Origin of the sequence: Enterobacter sp. ECC-175 (genome assembly GCF_043968675.1) — a bacterium.
In the GTDB taxonomy this organism is placed as follows: domain Bacteria; phylum Pseudomonadota; class Gammaproteobacteria; order Enterobacterales; family Enterobacteriaceae; genus Enterobacter.
Window position 1 is genome coordinate 2,966,197 of record NZ_CP143776.1, and the last position, 22,708, is coordinate 2,988,904.

Here is a 22,708-nt window from a genome sequence, read left to right on the forward strand (position 1 = left end):
TTATTGCGGGCTATCTCTTTATATACGTAAAACAGCATCATCCGATTGTTTCAGCTTGCCTGTTTCGACGATTCTGTAACATGATACGTGTTCTGCCCTTGTCGTAAGAGGCCATCGCTATGGTGCATCATCCCGTTAAATCTTCCCGTATCGCCTCGATTGGCTATGACGAACGCAGCGCCACTCTGGAAATCCGCTTTCGCGATCGTACTCTCGTGCAGTATCAGCACGTTCCCGCCCGTGTTTTTTCTGATTTTTTGCGCGTGGTCTCAAAAGGCCGCTTTTACGATGGGGTTGTTAAGGGAAAGTTTAAGGAAAACATATTACAGTAACAGCAGCCCCTCATACGATAAGGATGTACGTGTGTTCACCCGTTTATCACTGGCCCTGCTGGCACTGTTAAGCTGCGTCTGGATTGCCCTGATCTTTGATTTTGGGGGCGTAGTTCAGCATCTCGGCGAACTGCTTAACCTTCTTGATGCTGACTAGTTCGCTTCCTTTTTCCGAAATGTCAGATAGCCCAAAATACCGCTGCTGGCTCCATCCATTGGGTGATTAACGCCATCCGTCACTACGACTTCAGAAAAATCAAAGGGCGATACATTTTCAAAGCATGCGACGTTCACGCCGTATTGATCGGGGTTCGACCGCCGCTGATGGAACGTATAAATCCCGCATACCGAGCAAAAGAAATGGCGCGCCTGTTGGGTATTAAAGCGATACTCCGTGAGCTTATCCTCACCTTGCGTGACCGTGATTCCCGTCAACGGCGCTGAAACGGCAATTGCCCCGCGCATCCGACAGTAAGAACAGTTACATCGACGTGCGGTATTAAAACCGTCGGTCAACTCCACGGTGAACGTCACCGAACCGCAGTGGCACTGCGCATTGCGTTTTTCTGTCATTGCTATACCCCTTTTCTAACCAGTTCGGCGGCCTTCAGATATACCTCGTCCTCGACGCCATCGCCCTTTTGCCTGCCGAGCCTGACCAATTCCGCCACGATACTTTCGCAGCTGATGGGCCTTTGCGCCGCAACGAGTCCAATGACCGCGGCACCAATGGCCAGTCCGACTAATCCTGTTTGTTCATCTTTATTCTTCATGCGAAAGCTCCCTGATACCCAACAAAAGCGTAGCAGGCGTAACGTAAAATGCCCGCGTCATCTCCGCTTTTCCCTGCATTCATTCAGGAATGACAGGCTGAATTGATTTCAGCAGATGGCCGCATTTCTTTACTCATCCGCCTGCACGCTTTTATGAGCAATGCTTTCCCGTGAAAGACGCCAGAAATCATGACCGGCCGGATATTGATATAAACGGAGCGAGAATGTTTCAGCGATAGCGGTAATGTACTCAAAGATGGCCGACTGGGTATTTTCATAGTCCATCCAGAGCGTTGAAGAGGTAAAGCAGTAAATCTCCAGCGGAATACCGGACGCCGAAGGTTTTAATGTTCGTACGACAATATACATGTCCTTGATGATATCCGGCCTTTCGGCGAGATAAGCCATCATATAGTGGCGAAACAGCGTTAAGTTTGTCAGCCCGTTATCAATAAACCAGCTGTCCGGGATCCCCAGCGGATCGCGCCCGTCGACCAGCTTTGCCAGCGGTTCGCTCACGCCGCGTATTGCGAGCATAGGGGCCAGAATCTCCTGAGTGAGAAACGTGACGGAGTGCTGATCGATTGTTGTGCTGCGCATAATCCGGCGCGCGCCGGACGAAAACATGGCCTGCCAGTTGGTATAGGTTTCGGTCAGGAAATTCTTTGTTGGTATACGCGAAATCGTATTATCCCAGTTGCGTATTGTGATCGTGTGCAACGCAATATCGGTGACCTCCCCGCTCAGCCCCTTGTCCGGCATTTCAATCCAGTCACCCAGCTGAAGTACGTCGTTGGATGAAAGCTGCACGTTAGCGACCAGGGAAAGCAGGGTGTGCTGGAACACCAGCATCAGCACCGCGGCCACCGCGCCGAGGCTGGAAATAATGATCGCAGGTGATTTGTTCGACATCACGGCGATAATCATTATTGCCGCAATGATATGCACCAGAATTTTTCCGATCTGGATATACCCTTTGATAGAGTGGTTTTTTCTTTTTGTTTTCCGTAGATAGGAGCTATTAACAATGTCCAGCATCTCGTTGAAAAATACGGACAGAAAAACAAAGAACAATATCCCGCAGATGGTATTTATTGCCGTAACCAGCGACGCAGGCATATTCGGCATGAACTGCAGAACGTAATAGACGATAATAACGGGAACGAAGTTGGAAAGCTTTTCAGCAATTCGGCGATCCTTCTCCAGCGGTACGTCCTGCTTATGGCTTGCAAAGAATACCCTTCTTACGACCTTAATCAGCAGAAATTTGCACATAATATGCGCAAAGAATCCGGAGATAATCAGCAGGATAATGTTGAAACCAATCGCCAGCGCGGGGTTGCTTTCAATAAACGTTAATAAATAGTCCAGATATGCCATCGTCCCTCGCCTGCTTTGCCTGTCGTTCTGTATAATCTGTAACCCGAAATTTATTATACAAAAATTTAACTCATTCGCATCATGGTATAACACGAATAAGCAAGTCCACGCCCCGGCATCCGCCGTGGCCCGCGCTGCGTAACAAGGGTATGTGCCATTAAGCTAAAAACGTGCTGGTATTCGTCGCTGCAATCCGTACCATAATGCGAAGTTGGCGCCTTAGCGGTCCAAAGCGCCCTGCCGGTGCCCCATTTGAGATTTGAGTAAATTATAAATGTCGCAAAATCAAGAGATTAAAAAGAAAGATCAATACAACCTGAATAAGCTGCAAAAGCGACTGCGCCGTAACGTTGGCGAAGCCATTGCAGACTTCAACATGATTGAAGAAGGTGACCGCATCATGGTCTGCCTGTCAGGGGGTAAAGACAGCTACACGATGCTGGAGATCCTGCGCAATCTTCAGCAAAGCGCACCGGTGAAGTTTTCCCTGGTGGCAGTCAACCTTGACCAGAAACAGCCGGGCTTCCCGGAGCACATTCTGCCGGAGTATCTTGAGACGCTGGGCGTTGAGTATAAGATCGTTGAAGAAAATACTTACGGCATCGTTAAAGAGAAAATCCCTGAAGGGAAAACGACCTGCTCTCTCTGTTCTCGCCTGCGCCGCGGCATTTTGTACCGCACCGCGACGGAACTGGGCGCAACCAAAATTGCGCTTGGCCACCACCGCGACGATATTCTGCAGACGCTGTTCCTGAATATGTTCTACGGCGGAAAAATGAAGGGCATGCCGCCGAAGCTGATGAGCGACGACGGAAAGCACATCGTTATTCGCCCGCTCGCCTACTGCCGTGAGAAAGACATCGAGCGCTTCTCGCAGGCGAAAGGATTCCCGATCATCCCTTGTAACCTGTGCGGCTCTCAGCCAAACCTGCAGCGTCAGGTCATCGGCGATATGCTCCGCGACTGGGACAAACGCTATCCTGGCCGCATTGAAACCATGTTCAGCGCGATGCAGAACGTGGTCCCTTCACACCTTGCGGATACCGAGCTGTTTGACTTTAAAGGCATTAATCACGATTCAGACGTAGTAAACGGCGGGGATTTAGCGTTCGATCGCGAAGAGATCCCGATGCAGCCAGCCGGCTGGCAGCCGGAAGACGATGAGGCGCAGTTCGACGAACTGCGTCTGAACGTTGTTGAAGTGAAATAATGCGAAAGCGTCTCAGAATACGTCTCTGAGACGCCTTTTCAGGCTTATTTCAGCAGTCGAACGCGGCAGGTTTTGCCTTTAATTTTCCCACTCTGCAGCTGCTTCCAGGCCTTATGCGCAACAGGCTGGCGAATTGCCACGTACACGTGGGCCGGATGTACCGCAATCTTTCCGATGTCAGCCCCGTCCAGACCAATGTCTCCCGTTAGTGCACCCAGCACGTCGCCCGGACGCATCTTGGCCTTTTTGCCGCCGTCGATGCAAAGCGTGGCCATTTCCGCTTCCAGCGGAACAACGTTGACGCCGACAGGCGCATTGACCCAGTTAAGCTTGAGCTGCAGCATTTCAGACAGAATGTTGGCGCGCTGAGCCTCTTCCGGAGCGCAGAAGCTGATCGCCAGGCCGGTGTTACCGGCGCGCGCGGTACGTCCGATGCGATGAACGTGGACCTCCGGGTCCCAGGCCAGCTCGAAGTTTACCACCATCTCCAGGGATTTAATGTCCAGCCCCCGCGCCGCGACGTCCGTGGCAACCAGAATGCGCGCGCTGCCGTTGGCAAAGCGGACCAGGGTCTGATCGCGATCGCGTTGCTCCAGATCGCCGTGCAGCGATAACGCGCTCTGCCCGGCCGCATTCAGTGCGTCGCATACCGCCTGGCAGTCCTTTTTGGTGTTGCAAAAAACCACGCAGGAGGCGGGCTTGTGCTGGCTGAGCAGCTTTTGCAGCAGCGGAATTTTGCCGTGCTGTGACGTTTCAAAAAACTGCTGTTCAATCGCCGGCAGGGCATCAACGCTGTCGATCTCAATGGTCAGCGGGTTTTGCTGCACGCGCCCGCTGATGGCGGCAATGGCATCTGGCCAGGTGGCAGAGAACAGCAACGTCTGGCGATCTGCCGGAGCGAAGCGAATCACCTCATCAATGGCGTCGCTAAAGCCCATATCCAGCATGCGGTCCGCCTCGTCCATCACCAGCGTCTGCAGCGCATCGAGCGAGACGGTGCCCTTCTGCAGGTGATCGAGCAGACGGCCCGGCGTTGCCACGATAATGTGCGGCGCGTGCTGTAAAGAATCACGCTGCGCGCCAAACGGCTGGCCGCCGCACAGCGTCAGAATTTTAGTGTTGGGCAGAAAACGCGCCAGCCGACGCAGCTCGCCCGCCACCTGGTCGGCCAGTTCGCGGGTCGGACACAGGATCAGGGACTGCGTTTTGAACAAGCCAGCATCAATATGTTGCAGCACGCCCAGACCAAACGCGGCCGTTTTCCCGCTGCCCGTTTTGGCCTGCACGCGGACATCACGTCCTTCGAGAATGGCGGGCAGAGCGGCAGCCTGCACGGGGGTCATGGTGAGATAGCCCAGCTCGTTGAGGTTCTCAAGTTGGGCGGCAGGCAGAATATTAAGCGTAGAAAAAGCGGTCACAATAGTCTCTCGTGGTCATTAGCGCAGACAGATGGCGCGTATCCTCGCAGATCTCCGCTAACGATGCGACATTTTAATCGGCTCTTCATCCGGCGGCGGGTCCGGCATTGGCTGCGGACGCGGGATGGGATCGGGCATTGGCGTCGGATCGGTGGGTACCGGATCGGACTGACGGACGTTCAAGTGCAGCATTCTCATTTCCTCCAGCGTTGGGAAGTGCTCTTTTAGGGTAGACGCTGACGGGCTGGAGGCAAAAAAAAGCCGACTAATTATAGTCGGCGTCGTACGAATCAATTGTGCTATGCAGTAATTCAAAAAAAGGAAGTAAGACAATATGGAGCGCAACGCCCATCGCTTGACGTTGCATTCACCTGCGGGACCAATATTGCACCTTACGGGGCGGATGTTTATTGACTTCGCTCAATTAAAATGTCGTTTTGAGGCGCGTACAGCGGCGAAAAAGCACAATTTTACAACCATTTACTGCGATGCAACCACCATGTTACACCCCCAATCAAAACAACTAACATGATGCAAAAGGCGGAGAAACCGTACCGATAAGCCCCGCCGGGGATCCCTCCCAGATTGACGCCAAAAAGCCCGGTTAAAAAAGTGCTCGGTAAAAACACCATCGCCATCAGCGACATGGTATACGTCCGTCGCGCCAGCGATTCCTGCATCACCTGCGCGATCTCATCGGCCATCACCGCGGTTCTGGCGATACAGGAGTCAATTTCGTCCAGACCGCGTCCGAGACGGTCGGCAATATCCTGCATTCTGCGGCGGTGATCGTCATTCATCCAGCTCAGACGCTCGCTGGCAAGGCGCGCGTAAACATCGCGCTGCGGCGTCATGTAGCGGCGCATCACGATCAGCTGTTTACGCAGCAGCGCCAGAAAGCCGCGCGGCGGAATTTGCTGATCGAGCAGATTATCCTCGAGATCGATGATTTTATCGTGAAGCTCCTCGATGAATTCGCTGGCATGGTCGGTCAGCGCATCGCACACGTCCACCAGCCAGCTGCCGCCATCGGTAGGGCCAGTCCCCTCTTTCAGATCGTTGACCACATCATCAAGCGCCAGCACCTTGCGCTGGCGCGTAGAGACAATCAGCCTTTCATCCATATAGAGACGCATCGCTACGAGCTGGTCAGGGCGTTCGTCGGTGCTGCCATTAATGCAGCGTAGGGTGATCAGCGTTCCGTCGCCCATGCGGCTGACGCGCGGCCTCAGGCTTTCGCCCGCCAGCGCGTCGCGAACGTTATTCGGCAGCAGCGGCGTCGTTTCTAACCACTGCGCGCTTTCAGGGTGCGTATAGTTCAGGTGCAGCCAGCACGGATGTTCACCGTCAATGTCATCACCGTCTTCCAGCGGCCTCGCGCCGCCCCGCCCGTCAAACACCCACGCAAAAACCGCGTCAGGAACGTTAACTTCAGATCCTTTAATGCTTTCCACACCGCCTCCACCTTTCATCTCTTACGGTGTCAGTCTAGCTTTCGCTCAACGTTAAGCAATAATTATGTGGGCATCACGCTGAATAGGTTGAGAAATTGACCGCGGGGAAACGCAAAAGCCAGGCGTAGCCCGGCTTTCTCTTTATCAGAATGAGGATGGTGAAGGGGTGGAGAGCCGCGGTTGCGGCGCAACGCGGGGTGAAAAATCAACTTGCGGAACGTCGCTGCCGAGGTGGAAGTTTCGCGTCCGGCTCTGCAGCTCAATCACCTGGTTACGCAGGACGTCGGACGAACCGTTAAGCTCTTCCGCCATCGCAACATTGCTCTGCGTAACGCGCTCGAGTTCAGACAGCGCAAGGGTAATTTGCGAAATGCCCTTCTCCTGTTCAAACGTTGAGGCCGAGATGTCGTCCATCAGTTTGCTGACGTTACTCGACCCCGCCACAATCTCCTGCATATTTTTTTCAGCCTGCGACACCACGGTGACACCCTGCGTCACGTTATTGCTGGTGACGTCGATAAGCGTTTTGATATTTTTAGCCGCCTCTGCGCTGCGATGTGCCAGGCTTCTAACCTCGCCCGCGACAACCGAGAACCCTTTACCGTGATCGCCCGCCCTGGCAGCCTCAACGGCTGCGTTGAGAGCAAGGATGTTGGTCTGAAAAGCAATGCCGTCGATGAGGGAGATGATCTCCGTCATCTGCTGAGCGCACTCGGTAATGGACTGCATGTTATGCGCAACCTGCCCCATTAGCTCGCCGCCTTTTCGCGCCTGAAGCGTTGCCGCGCTTGCCTGCTCGCTGGCCATGCGGGTGTTATCCGCATTGTTTTTTGTGCTCGCCGCCATTTGTTCCATGCTGGCAGCCGTCTGTACGAGCGAAGCTGATTGCTGCTCGGTCTTAACCGAAAGCTGGGCGCTGCGCGAAGAAAGCTGCTCTGAGAGGGTCATGGCCGTTTGGGATGAGGCCCTGATCTCGCGCACCAGCGTCGCGATATTGCTGGATAAGCTATTAATTCCCGGGATTAAACGGCCAGCGCAGTTATTTCCAAACTCTGGAATCGAAACGGCAAGATTACCGGAGGTGACTTCTTCAATACTTTTTTTCACAGTATTGATCGGCGTCACAAGATATTTTGTCATGTATACCCAAAGCAGGAATAACATAGTGAAGTCTATCACATTGATTGAAATGGCAAGCACGGCGTTATTTGAAAATAAAGCTAACACGACCGCATTTATCAAAAAACCAAACAGCAAAAAATAGACGATAAAGGTTCTGACGCTCATATTTCTAAGCATGATCGTTACCACGACTTTATATTTTGATCGGCATTAGGTTTTATAGCACCACGCCAGAATTTTGTCCTCACGTTCGACGCCTGTTTTTCGTTTCGCTGCTTGATTGGCGCAATTTACCTTAGGGCGTGATAAAGCATCGTATTAGCAGAAATACCTTTCACCTTCCTCCGTTCCGCTGGCTCAGATAATGTAGACGAGATACTCTCCACTTTAGCCATACGATGCGACGTCGCGATTATTTAAGGCGTATTGCAACTTTCTCCGAAAAGTGTTTAGCGACGCTTAATGATGGGCACACAAAAATATATCGTATAGTGCGGACCCGCATAATATCTGTTTTTGTGCTGGTCATTTTAAACGATAAATCACTAATCTTATTGAGCGAGCATGTCATCTCCTGCCATCCGACATGCCCGATAAACCTACTCAGACTCTTTTGGCGCGGGATTGCATAATGCTTAACGTATCGTGGGACCCTATTTTAATAGCCATCTCTTTTCTGGTGGCGTTTATCGCCTCGTTCGTTGCGTTAGACAGCGCGGGCAAGATTCGCCTTTCCAGCCGCAGGGCCGCGCTGTTCTGGCGCGTTGCCGGCGGCGTCACGCTAGGCATCGGAATTTGGTCAATGCATTTTATCGGCATGCTGTCGATGAAAATGCCGATGATCGTGAGCTATCATCTTTGGCTTACCCTGGCCTCGCTGGGCGTAGCGGTGCTCGCCTCTACCCTGGCAATTAATATCGTCGTGCCGGGAAAATCCCTTTCACGCCTTCGCCTTCTCCTCTCCACGCTGATACTCAGCGCGGGCGTGGTATCCATGCATTACGTCGGCATGGCGGCGCTGATGCTTGATGAGGGAATAATGTGGAACGAACGGATGGTTCTGCTCTCTGTCGTGATTGCGATTGTTGCCTCAGGCGCTGCGCTGTGGATGGCGTTTCACCTGCGGGATAAACACAAAGGCGTATTTATCAACCGCATCGCGGCGGCGCTGGTCATGGCCGCCGCCATTTGTGCCATGCACTACACCGGCATGAGCGCCGCGCATTTCCACGATATGTCCCGCACGCTGCCGGGCGGAATTAGCGAGCTGGGCCTTTCAATCTGGGTGTCCGTCACTACCCTATGCCTTCTTGGGATCATGCTGATTATTTCGCTGATAGATTCCCACTGGCGCACCGGTCGGCTGACGGACAACCTGCGGCAGCTAAACCAGCAGCTCGCCCTACAGCCGAATTTTGATACCCTGACGGGGCTGGTGAATCGCCAGCAGATGGACAAGCAGCTCCAGGACTGCCTGCATAATGCGCTGCTGAATAAGAAGCAGTTTGGCCTGGCCTTTCTGGACATAGACCACTTCAGGCGCGTAAATGACACCTGGGGGCATCAGGTGGGTGACGAACTGCTGGTTAACGTTACGCAGCGCATCACCGCCGGGCTGAGCCGCGACATGACGCTGGCGCGTCTGGGCGGTGATGCGTTTATATTACTTCTGCCAGACGCCGACGGCGAAACGCTGAACTCGCTGCTTCCTTCCCTGCTTGAGGATGTGCGCAGGCCGTACACGCTTTGCGGACATGCGCTGACCTGCACGCTCAGCGCGGGCGTCAGTCTTTACCCGGACCATGGTGAAACGCTGCATGAGCTGAAGCTCAAGGCCGATGCTGCCATGCAGCATGTCAAGCGCGAAGGCCGTAACGGCTGGTCGGTTTATCGCCCTGAGATGTCCACCGCGGCCCCCACCGAACCGGCGTTTTTGCAGGAGCTGTCGCAGGCGCTTGCGCGAGACCAGTTTGAACTGTGGTACCAACCCATCTGGCATGCCGAACAAAACGCCATACACGGCTTCGAAACCCTGCTTCGCTGGCGCCATCCGGAGCAAGGCGTTTTGCTGCCGAACCTGTTTTTACCCTCGCTCGAGCAAACCGGTTTAATTATCCCCGTAGGGAACTGGGCCATTGAAGCGGCGTGCCGACAGCTGAACTTCTGGACGGAACAGGGCTTTAGCCAGTGGACGCTATCGCTAAACTTATCCTCTGCACAGTTCGAGCAGCAGGATATCTTCCAGATTGTCTCCGCGGCGCTGCAGAAATATAACCTTTCCCCCTCCAGGCTGATTCTGGAAGTCACCGAAAGTACCGCGCTTAAAAACCTCGACCGCAGCATTGAGTTGCTTAATGCGTTTAACCGGGACGGGATTACCGTCTCTATTGATGACTTCGGCACAGGCTATTCGAACTTATTGATGCTGAGCGTGCTGCCTGCAAAAGAGCTTAAAATCGATAAGTCCTTCATCAGCTCAATGCTTGATAATTCTAAAAACCGTAAACTGGTGGAAACCATTGTAACGATTGCAAGGACGATGGAAATGTACGTTGTCGCGGAAGGTATCGAAACGCAGCAGCAGCGGGACATCCTCACGGAGCTGGGATGTGATTATTTACAGGGCTATCTTTTCTCCCGCCCTTTGCCTGCTGAGCAAATTCCGTGGCTATTGCTGCAGAAAAATTCCGATAAACAAATTATACCTATTGGTAAAGTGCCTACCGAATCGCCTGCCGTTTCGCAGAAAAATCATGGCTGAAGAAAAGGAATGACCTATGCCGCAACATGACTTCGATGCGCTGAACTTGATTCATACGCCGGTATGGGTGATTTCACCCGTTTGCGAACGCATTCTTTTTGCGAATGCGGCGGCCACACGGGTCATGGGAAACCGCACGCTTGAAGAAATGCGCGGTGGACATTATTCCGCCAGCGCGCAAACGTCGCTTTCAATGTATGTGCCTGATTTAAAAAATGCCCGCGAAATCGTTGAAATCTGGACGGTGTGCCGCGACGCGCGGCTCGCTCCCCTCAGCTGTCGCTTAACGCTTTCCGAGCTTGCGCCTTACGGCGAGGTCATCGTTTTTGAAGGTATTGAACCGGGAGCACAGACCGGGCTGAAAGCCAGCCGTTCAGCAAGCTATCAGCGTAAAAAGCAGGGTTTCTACGCCCGATTTTTTTTCACCAACACTGCCCCAATGCTGTTAATCGACCCGGCCCGGGAAGGCCAAATTGTAGATGCAAATCTTGCGGCGCTGAATTTTTACGGTTATTCCCATGACGAAATGTGCAGCAAACATACCTGGGAAATTAACACGATGGGGCGCGATATATTGCCGATTATGACCGAGATATCGCGCCTGCCCGGCGGGCATAAACCGCTCAATTTCGTCCATCGTCTTGCTGATGGAGCAACCCGGCACGTTCAAACCTATGCAGGACCGATAGAGATCTACGGCGATAAGCTAATGCTGTGCATCGTCCACGATATCACCGAACAAAAGCGGCTTGAACTCGAGCTTGAGCATGCGGCGCAGCATGATGCGATGACCGGGCTGCTCAACCGCCGACAGTTTTACAACATCATCGAATCCCAGATACCCAGCCCGCAGCCGCTCAGCCTGCTGCTGGTCGATACCGATCGTTTCAAGAACATCAATGATGTCTTTGGCCATTTGAAGGGGGATGAAGTGCTAATCTCCCTCGCACGCACGCTGGAGGCCTGCTGTCGTGAAGAGGACTATGTGTTTCGCTGGGGCGGAGAGGAGTTCGTGATCCTGCTCCCGTGTACGCCTCTTGATGCGGCGATACATATCGCCGAAACGATCCGCGCCGCCGTCGCGCGCATCACGATCCCCGGCCTGCCGCGTTTTACCGTCAGCATTGGCGTCGCGCGGCATGAACAAAGCGAAAGCATTGACGAGCTTTTCAAACGCGTGGATGACGCACTGTATCGCGCGAAGAATGACGGCCGTAATAAGGTCCTTGCCGCATGACGCTGGAGTATTGATTGAAGCCCCGCTACAATGCCCCACTCAAAAAATACATTAAGGTGGGTAAAGCGTTAAATGGGCAAAACCGAATTAATACTCATCTTAATCATTACCTGCCTGATTATTTTCGGCCTATGGTTTATCTTCAGCGGTGAGATATGGATTTGGGTAAGTTATCTTGAAAATAGCCTGTATCCGACTATTGAGGCACCGTAATACCGGCACACGAATATTTTCTTAACGTGCTATAAGATTGTCCTCGCTTATAAAGTATTTTTCTACAAAAGACAGTTCATGAAAGATCCACGGGGTCCGGTGGTTACGGTCGCGGGAATGATTCACCATGTCTGGGGCCGTATCGCTGTTTCGCGTCAGATGAAAATAAGCGAGGAGTATAACAGGACTATTCCACCGTTTTTTGTTTCAGCAGGTCATAGCGAACTGACAGTAGAGCCAGGGGTGTTCTTCGGGCGCTTCCGCCTGGTACAACTGGCTCAAATCGGCGTACGTCAGGGTCAGCGTGCGCATCACCTGCTGAAGTCGTGTGCTGAGGGTGTTGTGAATTTCCATTCACGCATGGACCGGCTGCGTCCAGAGGTTTCCCCACTGCCGGGAGAGCAGCACTTCCAGAATGCAGCATAATCCGCTAACGTCCGCGGGTCGCCACCGGTTTGGAAGTGGTATTCAGATTGTATTGTCATCACAGTTTTCGCCAGGGTAAGCGCTACATTGCAGAACGGGCGTCAAGATACTGCTGTTGTTTCAGATGCCTGAGCATGACTTTCCCCTCTGGCATAAACTCGGTGTCATACCGCACCAGCCCGACACCACCCAGTTCCGCGTCAATGGCGTAGCGCAATTCACCCGGCACTTGCTGTTCGAGTAAAGTGACATTGAGTGACTGCAAACGGGGTTCATACTTGAGCAGGACACTGGCCAGTATATCGATCAGTTCGTGGGCGGTACCCGGCATGCCTTGCAGAATTTTGGTCATATCGGGTAAACCATAATCTGGTAGATGGGATACAGTACCGGCCCGGGCGTTTAAGATACGCTGGATGTTATCCAGTACAGATAAAATGACCTGGTCGTCTTCGTTTACAACTTCAAGGGGAAGATCCCCTGTAAAGTTGCCAGTAAGTATTTCGTATAGAGACGGTGATTTATATCTCATGCTTATGGGGTTTCCAAATACTTTACGCTAGTTATGCTTTGGACCGGTTTATTTTGCTTTTTCCTGAACATACTTCAATAAAATCACTAATACATATCCTGCCGAACAGGAGATAAGCATTAATATAATCCTGAGAGGATTGGTTTCATGCCATAAATAAATCATGAAGACAGTAACCAAGCCAAAAATTACTGAAGAGTGCTTTGGTTTTATAAATGCAGACAGGAATGTAGTAGGAATGATAACATATCTCATGTAGAACATTACAAATCCAAGCCCTACCCCCCTACTCCTTGGTGTAAAATATGTCCTATACCATTCGTAACCAAAATTGTGAACTACCAGGACGGTGATGCACCCAAGGAAGGCTATCATCAGTTTTGCTATAATGTTTTTATTTTCTTGCATTCAGGTAAAGTCCAGCCTGAAAAACCACTGTCCGAAGGATAAAGAAAGTCGATGCCTGACCATTCAGGCGCAACTAGGTCAGAGAACTGATATTGCCAAAAATACCAAGCTGAACTTTTAATTTTTTCTCCAGTTTTGTCATAGACGACGAAAAATGATTGATTTGAAAAAAGACGCAATACCCGACCCACCCCGCCAAAAGGCTTGTGGTTAGGAATGTAAGTAATGGCATAGCAAGAGCTGCCTTCACTCCATATCTTTTCGCTGGGTGTAGCTTTCTTATAAGCCAGTGTCTTTATTGACAGGAGAATAATGGATATTGATACAAATAAACAGAGTGTCAATTTCACTATAAACTTGATTGAGCTAAGCATGTTTTTAATCCATCAATGAATATTCTTCAATGCCAATATTGTCACATCTGGTGATTTGATTGTTTTAAACATGAATTGCTATAATATTAACCGCATTCAGGAATATTCCATCCGTCCCATCCATCACTTGTAGGATAAGTTGCGTTCTGTCCATGCCATTCTGGCGCCACTAAATCAGAAAATTGAGACTGCCAAAAGTACCATGCAGAGCTTTTTATTTTCTTTCCATTCTGGTCATACACAATAAAGAAGGATTGATTAGAAAACAACCTCAATACTCGTCCAATTCCACCATATGGGCGATAATCAGGAATATAAGTGACTAGCTCGCACTTTTTATCTCGACTCCATACTGAATCATTCTTTATTGCGCCCCTATAAGCCAAGATCTTAACAGCCATCAAAATCAAAGAAAGGATGATGGCTAAGATAAAGATCAGGAGGAATACTTTTTGCAAGTGCTTATTCACTTATATCCTACCCCTTCCAGAATGAATATTCATCCATATTTAACTTGTAAAGTTTATATAGAGAATTTCGGATATTCGAAGCAAATGATGTTGTATGTCTTTAAGTTAACCGTGGAACTTCAAAAATTCAACGATATCATCCGAAAAATTGCTTCGTCCGAGGTATTCATTTCTTTCTCTCTCATTCAAACTTTTCCAAAAAGGTTCCCAATATACATCCCACCAGAACGCTATATCTCCTTGCAGACTACCATAATTACCAAAGTCCTTATCAGGGAAAACACTTTCTGGTTCTGGAGGTTCTAAGCCTTTATCACAAAGACATTTAACAAAATCATTATCATTTGTGATGACTTTTACTATGATTTGCCCAAATTCTGTAAATCTATAACAGATGAGAGTTTTATTGTGATAAACAATTTTTTCTTTTTCCTCATTTATTCTTAGCGCTCCATGAAAAAATAATTCAATAAGATGCTCAATAACTGACAGATCTTCAGGCTTTATCATAAATTGAGCTGAGTGAGCATGTACATCACTTTTCTCCATAGGTAAAAATAACGGATAGCCTCCCTCCTCCTTTGGCAAAGCACTGAACTGACCAATGGGAAAATCACTCTGAATCTTTTTCTTTGTAAACAAACTTAATAAATTAATTTTCATCAATGTAATCCGCAACCCAGTCTGCCCCATAATATCCAGCCGCACCGAATATTATCCCACCAACAAGTCCAGTGATGACTGCACCTGGTCCTGTTTCCACCCCCACAGCGGCTCCAGCAAGAATGCCTATTTTTGCTCCAGCAACAAATCCACCCCAACCACCAGCTTGCCGAATAACTTCTGCACTAATAGATTTTACACTTCCAGTTTTTATGGATTTTTCAGTCGCCTGCTCAAGATCATATGCTGTTAATACTATACCTACAACCTGAACAACACGACCGGCTTTCGCCATACCTTTTGCAAATTAAGGAATGCTATCGTTAGTTTTGCTATATTTTTTCTAAAAAAATTCGCACATAACTTTCAGTGAGTTCATTCCATTTTTATACAAAAAATTATATTTACTACTCAGTAAAAAAATGAGTAGAAAACACTCCACCATTTTTTATTTTTTACTGGAATTGTGTAGCCTTCGGTGAAATCATTAACCCCGTTAAGGGATAGTGATTTTTCTGTACCATCCGCATCATCAGGGAAGAGTATATCATTTCCAAAGATAGTATATTGATCTGTAAATACAAATGGTGAGCTTTGTCCTAAATATTTATTTTCTGCATCATACAATACCAAAAAAACATCGCCTTCGATAGCCCATTGGAAAAACGATACTGGAGTGGTGGGCAAGACATAGTAAGCCACAGTTTTGTATTTCCCATCTTCACTAATTTGTTCGTGTGCTTTGTTGAAATCTCCAAAAAAGGCTGTAGGTGATAGAATCATCCACAATATTAAAATTGGGATGATTACTAGGACTAATTTCAACTTTTTCATTTTCATCATAGAATCACCAGTCGGTCTTTATCTAATGGAGGCATCCAGAGTACATCAGAAAAAACTATATAGTCACCGCCAGTGTTATGTTTATTTTGCCACTTTCTAAAATCCGAGTTAAAAACCGGTACAAAGCCGTAAAACATTCGCACTAATAAACCAAATGCACCTGATCCATACGATGACATATACGATAGCGTTTCCGCCTTATTTAGAATTCGGTCCTTCCCCCAAACACCTAATGATTCCGGTATGTCGATGCCGAATTTATCATCATCTAAAAAGTCATATGTATCTTTAATATAAAATCCTAAAAACTCGATGGTGAGAGTATGTACACCATTGAGCAAGTTGACTGTTCCACGGACACATACCTTTAAATTACAGTTTCCAATCGCGCCATACCAATTATTAACTGTATCGAACTTGCTGCCAATTATAAGAAAGTTGGCTTGCGTTGTTGCATCTAATTCCTTTACATCATCCGAAAACCCAAATTTAACAGTTTCGCCTTCCGAAAGCTTTATATTGGAAATATGCTTCTTTAATACCTTTCTGCTATTTATGGTGTTCCACGATGACCTAAGCTCATTGATGCCATTTTTCACTTGGGGAAACTGATTCGCCCATACCATTTTCACGATGTTATCATTCACCTTAGATAGGGGGATATTTCTTGCATCGCAGTTAAGAAATTCAGTTTTTGATTCTTTGTTAAACGAGTAAGCTGGGGAAATGCTGAACCAATGCTCCATTAATTTGGGTGCCATTTCCCAGCCCATTTTTCTCATTGCACTGGGGATCATATCAATGTGGAAGAAATCAACACTGACTTTCTTTTCCTTATGCTCCTGCTCTTTAGTTGTGGTCGTTGATGAAACTGCCATTACCTTGTCCCCGCTCTGATCTGGAAAACATAATCCAGGTTTACGTTTTCTTCTAAGTCTGAATTAACTGTATGCGTTAGGGCTGAATCAGTTCTTCCCTGCACCTTGCCTGTAGATGTCTGAACTTGATATGCAAACTCCATATCTTCAGTTCCTGTTAAGGAATCTATGACCCTGAAACATGCGGTATTCAGACCACATGATAAATTTGGTAATGGAGCGGGCATTTCAGCCGGTCCCTGATCCAAGGTATTGCTTCCTGCTGCCATCGTCCGCTTCACTTTGCGCATATACGATACTGTCGTACCGTACTCCACCTTTCCTGCTTCAAGACGCAGGTAGCTGCCCCCGCCGATCAGCGTGACACGCTTTTTCCCGGCAAAGGAGATGTCATTCGCCGAGCTCATCGTCAGCTTCTTCTCCGCAAACAGCCGCAGGCTGGCATTCTGCGCCTGCATCTCCACCGGGCCTTCGCTGGCCTTCAGGCTCAGCTGCCCGGTGCGCGCGAACAGCCCCAGTTTTTCTCCCGCCAGGGCCGTCATGTTGCCCATGACGCCGGCGCTGATATCGCCGCCTGCATTGATGGCAACGTTTTTGGTTGCAGCCAGTTGCAGATGCTCACCGCTGGTCAGCGCCATCCCTTCCGGGGCCGACATCATCAGTGCCTCGTTCAGCGGCTTCAGCCGCTGCGCAAACATCGCTATCTGGCTGTCAACGTCCGCCTTCAGGGCCTGCGCCTGTTCTGCCGCCATTTCCAGCTGCTGCAGCTGCTGGTTGAGCCTGTCGATTTCCTGCAGGGCGGCGCTCATGTCCAGCGCCTCGCCCTGCGCCTTTGGCTGTGCGTCCGCGCTGACAAACAGCCCCTTTCCGGCGCGGATAACGCCGTGTTCATCGGTGCGCAGCTCGGCACCCGTGCCGCGAGGCTGCCCCTGCGCGTCCACCAGGTGCCCGCTGCTGAGCTGGGTTTTGCCGTACTCCGTGGCGAGCTTAACGTGCTCCTCGCCGCGCCGGTCCTCCATCCGCAGCTTGTTGTTCGCCGGGGTTCTGAGGATGTTCCGGGTGTGGTTGTCGCGCGTGACGTGGTCAGGGTGTTCGGAGTCGTGCAAGGCATATGCGATGTACGGCAGGTCTATATCGCCGTTGCTGTACGCTATCGCCACCTCGGTGCCGTCGGTAAGCGGCGTGTGCCAGCCCAGCGTATCGCCTGCGGTCGGCTTCGCCATCCGCAGCCACAGGTACCCAAAGCCCTGCTCCGTGCCTTCGCGGTCGAAGTCCAGCCTGACCCGGTAGCGCCCGTGCTCGTCCAGGTGCGCGTAAATGTCGTTCTTCTCCCGGCTCTCAACGCGTGCCGGAAGCGTGCCGTGGATTTCAGGGCGCGGGATTTCCGCCGGACGGAAGCAGTAACGTTCGGTGTAGGGCATGCCCCGGACCGACACGTGCAGCCGGGAATCTCTTGCGCCCCGGAAGGTCACGAGCGTAAGAAGGACGCCCTCCTTCAGGGCCGCAATGACGTTCCCCTGCGGCTCCAGCACCTGCCCGGTCGCGAGGCCTGAGGCATTGCTGAACAGGTGCACGCGGGCTGATTTATTCAGCTCCCGCTCATGGTGGATTCGGGCATAGAACGCCCCGGATTCGGTTTCCGGCTCCGGGTCAGCGTCGTCACCCGCCTCGCGGTAAGGCGCGGCGTAGCGGTAGTGCTCCCCGGTAGTGACCGCATCATTACGCACGCTGACCCCCGCGTCCATCGGCGTGCCGGCGGTACGGTAGTTGTAGTCCCGGGTCGCGACGGAGCCGGGGACCACCCTGTGCCAGGTCCGCACGTCCCACACCGACTCTGCCGCACCGTCAAACAGCCCCGATGGCTCGCGGTAAGGCAGGCGCACGTCAAACCGGTAGTGAAGCTGGCTGTCGGCGAAGATGTACGTATCCAGACCGCGCTCGTCGTCCATCTCGGTGCGCCAGTAAATGCCCACCTCAGACAGAATGCGCTGGATGAACTCCAGGTCCGTTTCCCGCCACTGGGTAATCAGCTCCCGTGCCGGGTAAGTACGTTCCAGCCGGAACGCAAAGTCCGGCCCCTCCAGCCCGTGGCCGCGCAGCACCTGCTCCACCACCTCCGGCACGGACTGGTTCTGAAAAACACGGCACTGCCGCGTGTGCTCCAGCAGCGCCAGGCGGGAGCGGAGCGTGAGCCGGTAGCGGGACTGGTCTGCTGTGGTGGAAAGCCATTCCAGGCGGGTCACCATGCCGTGGACAGTTTTGCCGCTGCGCATACGGAATGACGCATATTTCATCAGCACGTCTTCCGGAACGAGGTTGCCCTGCGGCGTGGTGAACTCGATGTCCCATTTGAACGGCTCGCTCAGCGCCTCCCTGCCGCGAAAGCGCAGGACGTCCGGCTTAACCTGGCTGTCAAAAATATCCAGAAAATAGCGGGTCTGTCCGTCAAATAGCGCCAGCCAGTTATCCATCACGTCACTCCTTTACCGGCACGAGGCTGAGCCAGCCGTCGCCCAGCTCAATCGTGCGGGGTTTGTCCGGGTCGAGGTCGTCACGGGTCAGCACCAGGCGCCAGCGGTTGTCCTGCATATCCGGGCGGTTAAACAGACCCACCACCGCCACAAACTGCGCGTCTTCATCCATCGGCATATTGAGCGTCACGCTGCCGTTGGGCATCACCAGCAGCGCCTTTGACGCCAGCACGTCCTCCTTCAGCACCGTATCAGCCTTGCGCAGCAGCGTCTGGTAATCAGCGGTCTCCACCGCTTTACGATCTTTGAGTTGATAAATCCGCACCATGGTCGCCAGCGGCGTCTGTGCGCCATCGGCGTTAATGGCCGTGCGCGGGGTAAAATCCAGATGCAGCGTGTTAATTTTCTTGTAGAAGATGGATTTCGTGATGCTGACCGTGCCGTCCGTGACGGTCTGCGTCAGGCCGCAGCCTGCGAGCAGACCGCAGGCAATAAGCGTCAGAGCCTGCCAGCGGGTTACTGTTTCCATTCAAAGTTCCTTTATTGAGGGATGGTGTACGTGATCAATCGAAGCGGTAATGTCCGTCTTGAGCTGAAGACCGTACAGAACACTGCAGCCCTTCATAGCGCCCCAGGTTCACGGTCAGGCTCTCACGGCTAATGCTGATCTTGCCTTTTTTCAGCCCTAACAAGCCGGTTCTGCCCAGTTGAATACGCCTGCCTTTATCCAGGCGAGGCTCAGGCAACAGCCTCACGGGTACGGTGAGGCGCAGTCGGGCATCACTGCGGTAGCCAAGATAGACGCGCATCAGAACCAGCAAATCAGTATGAAGGACGCCACCGGGTAACCAGCCTTCCGCCTCGTCCGGATCCTCGGTCTCCAGCGTCACCAGTACCCGGCTACATGCTTCTTTCGCCGTTTTACCCAGCGTGGCGCGCTGAGAAAGACGGACGCGGCTTTCGCGACCCAGGCCGCTGCGGTTGTCGATATGGACCTTAACCGGATCGGGTTCAGTGATCATTGCCCGGGTATTCGGTGCCAGCAGGCTCACCAGGGCCCGGATACCTTCCGCATTACGGGTGGGTAAGCGCATCGTACCGAGTAAGGCCAGAAAGCGGGAAACCGGTGTTGCCACCCGTTCGGCCGTGCCCGGAATACCGAGTCCCACCAGCCCCAGCAGACACTGTGATGTGGCATCGCGCCCACCGGCCTCGAAGGTGGCCGGATACGCGTATTTTCGCCAGATCCGGTAATACTGCGTGGTGATGCGGTGGCTGAAGATGTCCAGAAACGAGGTGACCGCCTCGTGTCCTTCCCGCCGCTGCGCAATATCATCCAGGTAAGCGGTTGGCAGAGGAGAGTCCACGCCATACATGCCCAGGAAAGTGGTGCGAACGGTCGGCGGCAGTTCAGGATGGTCTTCGTCGGTCTCAACCGCTTTCAACGTGCCTACCGGAAACCCCATTCCGGGCCAGGGCCGAAAGCGCACCGGGTCGTTACCCGGATGGCTGGTCGAGCCAAGCTTTGGCGCGCCCGGATTTTCCTGCTCCAGCAGCTGGCAGAAACGATAGAAATTGGCCCGCCAGATATATTTATTAAGGGCCAGCGTCAGCCCGGTACGTGCTGGCTGTGATTCTCGCGCCATCTCAGTCGTTTTCCTGTCGGTTGCAGTACCAGCGTGAGCTGGTTAAAGAGGTGAATATCCGCATAGAGCGCGAAGAACCGGTGCAGCATTTCCCCGAAGAGATTCACATCGCCCTCGCCTGCAAAATTATCCATGTTCAGCGTGACCTCAATGTCCACGCCCCGGAGCATAAAGCCCTTCTCAAAACGGCGGATCGGCGTGTGCTTCACGGCGACGATTGCTTCAAGACGACGTCGGTTCATCTCGTCATCGGTCCAGTCGTACAGCGCCAGCGTGCCGCGCAGCACTTCAGGATTGTCCATCATGCTGAGGAAGTTTGAGCCCAGATGACTCATCACCCGCCAGTGAAAACGGTCGTTTGCCGGGGGATACAGCGGCATCGTCGGTGCGGTAACGTTCAATACCCTGACGGGCACTTTTCCTGCCTTGACCACCCTGTCCAGCAGCGTGCTTTCCAGCGCCTTACGCGGGAGCTGACCGTTGGTGCCGGTTATCCGCATCGAGAGTGACTCCGGTTTTTCGGACAGCTGTTCCAGTTCGAACGAGCGCCCGCCGAGAATGAGCCAGGTGTCATACAGTCCAGAGGGGCCGCGCTTCACCCGGGTGTGGAAGTAACGCTCAGGGGCATCGTGGCGCATCATACCGCCACGGTGTCGGAAGCTGGTGAACGGCACATACGGATGTTTGCCATTCTTCAGCGCGCCATGAATATTATCGACGCTGTAAATCTCGGTGTGGCCATCCTGAAGGCGCAGCGGCCTGAGCAGGTATTCATTTTCCAGCGGGTCAAGCGTCAGCGGGTCGGCTTCCAGCGTGAAGAGGTTAATGACCGGCGCGCAGTGCAGCCGGAAGTTTTCTGTATCAAACGGCAGATCGGATGACCATGCTTCGCTAAGCACAATGTCGATTTCAAACCAGGTGCTGGCCGCAGTGAGCCCGATGGTGTCCAGACCGCGCAGTTCAATAAACATAAACTTCTGGCGGAAGCTGAAATACTCCAGCAGCAGTTGGTAACCGCTGAAAGCGGTATCGGCTTTCTTCCACAGGCCGTCATTGTCATCAAAGCCCATCGGTTTGCACCAGCCGTCAAACGGATGACGTTCAGTGTGCGTCCCGGCATGACGGGCATACATGGTATGTACGCGTCGGGTCATTGCCAGATGCAATGCTGAACTGACCGGGCTCTCCGCGTTGAGGAAGATGGCAACCTTGTCGATCCCGGCTTTGCTCCAGTCCACTTTTTCGGGGCATTCGAAGCGCAGGCGAATCGCCGAACGTCCATTGGTTTCCGTGTGCAGACGGGCGTCCGCAAGGAGCAGGGGCTGCAGCGGAACATCACGGGTCGTCCGGTACTGGCAGGCTGTTTTGTGCGGCCCTACTGGGCGCGACAGAACGGAGAAACCTTCCTCCAGCATTTCGGCTTGGCGCAGGCTACGCCAGTCAGGTGAAAATTCGACGATAGCCAGCGACGGGATAGTCCGCATATAGTGCGGCCACAGCAGGCTCACCAATCCTTCGGTCAGTTCCGGCAGGTCATCATCCAGCTTTTCACGCAGACGGCCCATCAGGAAGGCAAAGCCTTCGAACAGGCGCTCCACATAAGGATCGCGCGCGGCGGTTTTATCCAGATTAAGCATCGCTGCCCGGTCCGGATGGGCCCGGGCAAATTCTTTACCTGCTTCACGCAGGTAGCGCATCTCTGCTTCGTAATAGCGCAGAGTTAAATCATCCATGCACGAATTTCCTGAAAGTATTTAAAAAAATTAGCCACAGAGCACCGTCACGACGCGAATGTCTTTGGCGCATTCGCAAAGACATGTCTGGGCCAGCTCGCACAGCAGCGCTGAATCAGTGCCCGAAAGCTTATTGATCTCTTCGCGCATTAACTGAAAATTATCGTCGTATGCCGGATCGTCCCCGGTTTCAGACCCGGGGATGAACGGGAGCAGCCAGTTATCCCAGTGTGACAGGGCGTCACTTGCCCGGGCGATAAGGCGCTTCTGTTCTTCTGTGTCGTTGGCGCAGGCGGTTAACAGCTCTTCCGGTGAACTCATTGTTTTTCCCGTTTGTTAGTCTCTTTCATAAATCTCACGACCG

The 22,708-nt window shown here is 52.1% G+C and carries 25 protein-coding genes and 1 pseudogene; 7 read left to right on the plus strand and 19 right to left on the minus strand.

Annotated elements, in window-relative coordinates; genetic code table 11:
* Positions 1–119: 119 nt before the first annotated feature.
* Both V1599_RS14130 and V1599_RS14135 read left to right on the plus strand, forming a co-directional pair.
* Positions 120–332, plus strand: a complete 213-nt coding sequence (locus V1599_RS14130; RefSeq protein ID WP_112010131.1) for a KTSC domain-containing protein — start codon at positions 120–122, stop codon at positions 330–332.
* Positions 333–363: 31 nt separating this feature from the next.
* Entirely contained in the window at positions 364–489 is a 126-nt protein-coding gene (locus V1599_RS14135; RefSeq protein ID WP_297123142.1) for a hypothetical protein, read from the plus strand.
* Here V1599_RS14135 and V1599_RS14140 read toward each other — a convergent pair.
* The 3 genes from V1599_RS14140 to V1599_RS14150 all read right to left on the minus strand — a co-directional run bounded on the left by V1599_RS14140 (position 486) and on the right by V1599_RS14150 (position 2,485).
* On the minus strand, positions 486–905 hold the full coding sequence (locus V1599_RS14140; protein WP_112010132.1) for a GFA family protein: 420 nt from the start codon (positions 903–905) through the stop codon (positions 486–488). The two genes, V1599_RS14135 and V1599_RS14140, sit on opposite strands and share 4 nt — an antisense overlap.
* Positions 906–907: 2 nt before the next feature.
* A complete protein-coding gene (locus tag V1599_RS14145; RefSeq protein WP_112010133.1) occupies positions 908–1,105 on the minus strand; it encodes a hypothetical protein in 198 nt (65 codons plus the stop codon).
* A gap of 129 nt (positions 1,106–1,234) precedes the next feature.
* Positions 1,235–2,485: a mechanosensitive ion channel family protein gene (locus V1599_RS14150; protein WP_112010134.1), complete on the minus strand. Its 1,251-nt coding sequence runs from the start codon at positions 2,483–2,485 to the stop codon at positions 1,235–1,237.
* A gap of 274 nt (positions 2,486–2,759) precedes the next feature.
* Between V1599_RS14150 and ttcA the strand changes: the two genes are divergently transcribed.
* Positions 2,760–3,695: a tRNA 2-thiocytidine(32) synthetase TtcA gene (gene ttcA, locus V1599_RS14155; RefSeq protein ID WP_112010135.1), complete on the plus strand. Its 936-nt coding sequence runs from the start codon at positions 2,760–2,762 to the stop codon at positions 3,693–3,695.
* Positions 3,696–3,739: 44 nt separating this feature from the next.
* Here the strand turns inward: ttcA and dbpA are convergent, their stop codons facing one another.
* The 4 genes from dbpA to V1599_RS14175 form a co-directional block, all read right to left on the minus strand.
* Positions 3,740–5,113 carry an ATP-dependent RNA helicase DbpA gene (gene dbpA, locus V1599_RS14160; RefSeq protein WP_395300280.1) on the minus strand — a complete coding sequence of 458 codons (1,374 nt, stop codon included), beginning with the start codon at positions 5,111–5,113 and terminating at the stop codon, positions 3,740–3,742.
* Between the two features lie 57 nt (positions 5,114–5,170).
* Positions 5,171–5,305, minus strand: coding sequence for a hypothetical protein (locus V1599_RS14165; protein ID WP_258458377.1), 135 nt, complete (start codon positions 5,303–5,305; stop codon positions 5,171–5,173).
* Positions 5,306–5,583: 278 nt separating this feature from the next.
* A complete protein-coding gene (gene zntB / locus V1599_RS14170) occupies positions 5,584–6,567 on the minus strand; it encodes a zinc transporter ZntB (protein WP_112010138.1) in 984 nt (327 codons plus the stop codon).
* Between the two features lie 144 nt (positions 6,568–6,711).
* A complete protein-coding gene (locus V1599_RS14175; RefSeq protein ID WP_395300281.1) occupies positions 6,712–7,707 on the minus strand; it encodes a methyl-accepting chemotaxis protein in 996 nt (331 codons plus the stop codon).
* A gap of 613 nt (positions 7,708–8,320) precedes the next feature.
* Between V1599_RS14175 and V1599_RS14180 the strand changes: the two genes are divergently transcribed.
* The 4 genes from V1599_RS14180 (at position 8,321) to V1599_RS14195 (ending at position 12,326) form a co-directional block, all read left to right on the plus strand.
* On the plus strand, positions 8,321–10,450 hold the full coding sequence (locus V1599_RS14180) for a putative bifunctional diguanylate cyclase/phosphodiesterase (RefSeq protein ID WP_395300282.1): 2,130 nt from the start codon (positions 8,321–8,323) through the stop codon (positions 10,448–10,450).
* Positions 10,451–10,466: 16 nt separating this feature from the next.
* Positions 10,467–11,687, plus strand: coding sequence for a diguanylate cyclase domain-containing protein (locus V1599_RS14185; protein ID WP_395300283.1), 1,221 nt, complete (start codon positions 10,467–10,469; stop codon positions 11,685–11,687).
* A gap of 72 nt (positions 11,688–11,759) precedes the next feature.
* On the plus strand, positions 11,760–11,900 hold the full coding sequence (locus tag V1599_RS14190) for an Ecr family regulatory small membrane protein (protein ID WP_146745745.1): 141 nt from the start codon (positions 11,760–11,762) through the stop codon (positions 11,898–11,900).
* Positions 11,901–12,017: 117 nt separating this feature from the next.
* Complete coding sequence (locus tag V1599_RS14195; protein WP_395301603.1) at positions 12,018–12,326, plus strand: hypothetical protein; 309 nt, start codon at positions 12,018–12,020, stop codon at positions 12,324–12,326.
* Positions 12,327–12,408: 82 nt separating this feature from the next.
* Here V1599_RS14195 and tssE read toward each other — a convergent pair whose 3' ends face one another.
* The 12 genes and pseudogenes from tssE to V1599_RS14255 form a co-directional block, all read right to left on the minus strand.
* Complete coding sequence (tssE, locus tag V1599_RS14200; RefSeq protein ID WP_395300284.1) at positions 12,409–12,858, minus strand: type VI secretion system baseplate subunit TssE; 450 nt, start codon at positions 12,856–12,858, stop codon at positions 12,409–12,411.
* Positions 12,859–13,241: 383 nt separating this feature from the next.
* Positions 13,242–13,640 carry a hypothetical protein gene (locus V1599_RS14205; protein ID WP_395300285.1) on the minus strand — a complete coding sequence of 133 codons (399 nt, stop codon included), beginning with the start codon at positions 13,638–13,640 and terminating at the stop codon, positions 13,242–13,244.
* An 86-nt stretch (positions 13,641–13,726) separates the two neighbouring features.
* Positions 13,727–14,110: a hypothetical protein gene (locus tag V1599_RS14210; RefSeq protein WP_395300286.1), complete on the minus strand. Its 384-nt coding sequence runs from the start codon at positions 14,108–14,110 to the stop codon at positions 13,727–13,729.
* 105 nt (positions 14,111–14,215) lie between these two features.
* Complete coding sequence (locus V1599_RS14215; RefSeq protein WP_395300287.1) at positions 14,216–14,773, minus strand: hypothetical protein; 558 nt, start codon at positions 14,771–14,773, stop codon at positions 14,216–14,218.
* Positions 14,763–15,068, minus strand: a complete 306-nt coding sequence (locus V1599_RS14220; protein ID WP_395300288.1) for a hypothetical protein — start codon at positions 15,066–15,068, stop codon at positions 14,763–14,765. The genes V1599_RS14215 and V1599_RS14220 overlap by 11 nt, the downstream gene beginning before the upstream one ends.
* A 116-nt stretch (positions 15,069–15,184) precedes the next feature.
* On the minus strand, positions 15,185–15,616 hold the full coding sequence (locus V1599_RS14225; RefSeq protein WP_112010147.1) for a DUF6201 family protein: 432 nt from the start codon (positions 15,614–15,616) through the stop codon (positions 15,185–15,187).
* Positions 15,613–16,494, minus strand: coding sequence for a DUF6402 family protein (locus V1599_RS14230; protein ID WP_395300289.1), 882 nt, complete (start codon positions 16,492–16,494; stop codon positions 15,613–15,615). The genes V1599_RS14225 and V1599_RS14230 overlap by 4 nt, the downstream gene beginning before the upstream one ends.
* Positions 16,494–18,965: a type VI secretion system Vgr family protein gene (locus V1599_RS14235; protein ID WP_395300290.1), complete on the minus strand. Its 2,472-nt coding sequence runs from the start codon at positions 18,963–18,965 to the stop codon at positions 16,494–16,496. The genes V1599_RS14230 and V1599_RS14235 overlap by 1 nt, the downstream gene beginning before the upstream one ends.
* Before the next feature lie 4 nt (positions 18,966–18,969).
* Complete coding sequence (tssJ, locus tag V1599_RS14240) at positions 18,970–19,494, minus strand: type VI secretion system lipoprotein TssJ (protein WP_395300291.1); 525 nt, start codon at positions 19,492–19,494, stop codon at positions 18,970–18,972.
* 34 nt (positions 19,495–19,528) lie between these two features.
* Positions 19,529–20,611 carry a type VI secretion system baseplate subunit TssG gene (gene tssG / locus V1599_RS14245; RefSeq protein WP_395300292.1) on the minus strand — a complete coding sequence of 361 codons (1,083 nt, stop codon included), beginning with the start codon at positions 20,609–20,611 and terminating at the stop codon, positions 19,529–19,531.
* Positions 20,575–22,344 carry a type VI secretion system baseplate subunit TssF gene (gene tssF / locus V1599_RS14250; protein WP_395300293.1) on the minus strand — a complete coding sequence of 590 codons (1,770 nt, stop codon included), beginning with the start codon at positions 22,342–22,344 and terminating at the stop codon, positions 20,575–20,577. Before tssF ends, tssG begins: the two co-directional genes overlap by 37 nt.
* A 45-nt stretch (positions 22,345–22,389) precedes the next feature.
* Positions 22,390–22,665 (minus strand): annotated as a pseudogene (locus V1599_RS14255) (type VI secretion system protein TssA); the annotation flags it as partial.
* Positions 22,666–22,708 lie beyond the last annotated feature (43 nt).

Bases quoted from the DNA above. Each gene is read 5' to 3' on its own strand.
- V1599_RS14130 (WP_112010131.1), top strand. From the start codon at position 120: ATGGTGCATCATCCCGTTAAATCTTCCCGTATCGCCTCGATTGGCTAT.
- V1599_RS14140 (WP_112010132.1), bottom strand. From the start codon at position 905: ATGACAGAAAAACGCAATGCGCAGTGCCACTGCGGTTCGGTGACGTTC.
- V1599_RS14145 (WP_112010133.1), bottom strand. From the start codon at position 1,105: ATGAAGAATAAAGATGAACAAACAGGATTAGTCGGACTGGCCATTGGT.
- V1599_RS14150 (WP_112010134.1), bottom strand. From the start codon at position 2,485: ATGGCATATCTGGACTATTTATTAACGTTTATTGAAAGCAACCCCGCG.
- ttcA (WP_112010135.1), top strand. From the start codon at position 2,760: ATGTCGCAAAATCAAGAGATTAAAAAGAAAGATCAATACAACCTGAAT.
- V1599_RS14165 (WP_258458377.1), bottom strand. From the start codon at position 5,305: ATGCTGCACTTGAACGTCCGTCAGTCCGATCCGGTACCCACCGATCCG.
- V1599_RS14175 (WP_395300281.1), bottom strand. From the start codon at position 7,707: ATGACAAAATATCTTGTGACGCCGATCAATACTGTGAAAAAAAGTATT.
- V1599_RS14180 (WP_395300282.1), top strand. From the start codon at position 8,321: ATGCTTAACGTATCGTGGGACCCTATTTTAATAGCCATCTCTTTTCTG.
- V1599_RS14185 (WP_395300283.1), top strand. From the start codon at position 10,467: ATGCCGCAACATGACTTCGATGCGCTGAACTTGATTCATACGCCGGTA.
- V1599_RS14190 (WP_146745745.1), top strand. From the start codon at position 11,760: ATGGGCAAAACCGAATTAATACTCATCTTAATCATTACCTGCCTGATT.
- V1599_RS14195 (WP_395301603.1), top strand. From the start codon at position 12,018: ATGATTCACCATGTCTGGGGCCGTATCGCTGTTTCGCGTCAGATGAAA.
- tssE (WP_395300284.1), bottom strand. From the start codon at position 12,858: ATGAGATATAAATCACCGTCTCTATACGAAATACTTACTGGCAACTTT.
- V1599_RS14205 (WP_395300285.1), bottom strand. From the start codon at position 13,640: ATGCTTAGCTCAATCAAGTTTATAGTGAAATTGACACTCTGTTTATTT.
- V1599_RS14215 (WP_395300287.1), bottom strand. From the start codon at position 14,773: ATGAAAATTAATTTATTAAGTTTGTTTACAAAGAAAAAGATTCAGAGT.
- V1599_RS14220 (WP_395300288.1), bottom strand. From the start codon at position 15,068: ATGGCGAAAGCCGGTCGTGTTGTTCAGGTTGTAGGTATAGTATTAACA.
- V1599_RS14225 (WP_112010147.1), bottom strand. From the start codon at position 15,616: ATGATGAAAATGAAAAAGTTGAAATTAGTCCTAGTAATCATCCCAATT.
- V1599_RS14230 (WP_395300289.1), bottom strand. From the start codon at position 16,494: ATGGCAGTTTCATCAACGACCACAACTAAAGAGCAGGAGCATAAGGAA.
- V1599_RS14235 (WP_395300290.1), bottom strand. From the start codon at position 18,965: ATGGATAACTGGCTGGCGCTATTTGACGGACAGACCCGCTATTTTCTG.
- tssJ (WP_395300291.1), bottom strand. From the start codon at position 19,494: ATGGAAACAGTAACCCGCTGGCAGGCTCTGACGCTTATTGCCTGCGGT.
- tssG (WP_395300292.1), bottom strand. From the start codon at position 20,611: ATGGCGCGAGAATCACAGCCAGCACGTACCGGGCTGACGCTGGCCCTT.
- tssF (WP_395300293.1), bottom strand. From the start codon at position 22,344: ATGGATGATTTAACTCTGCGCTATTACGAAGCAGAGATGCGCTACCTG.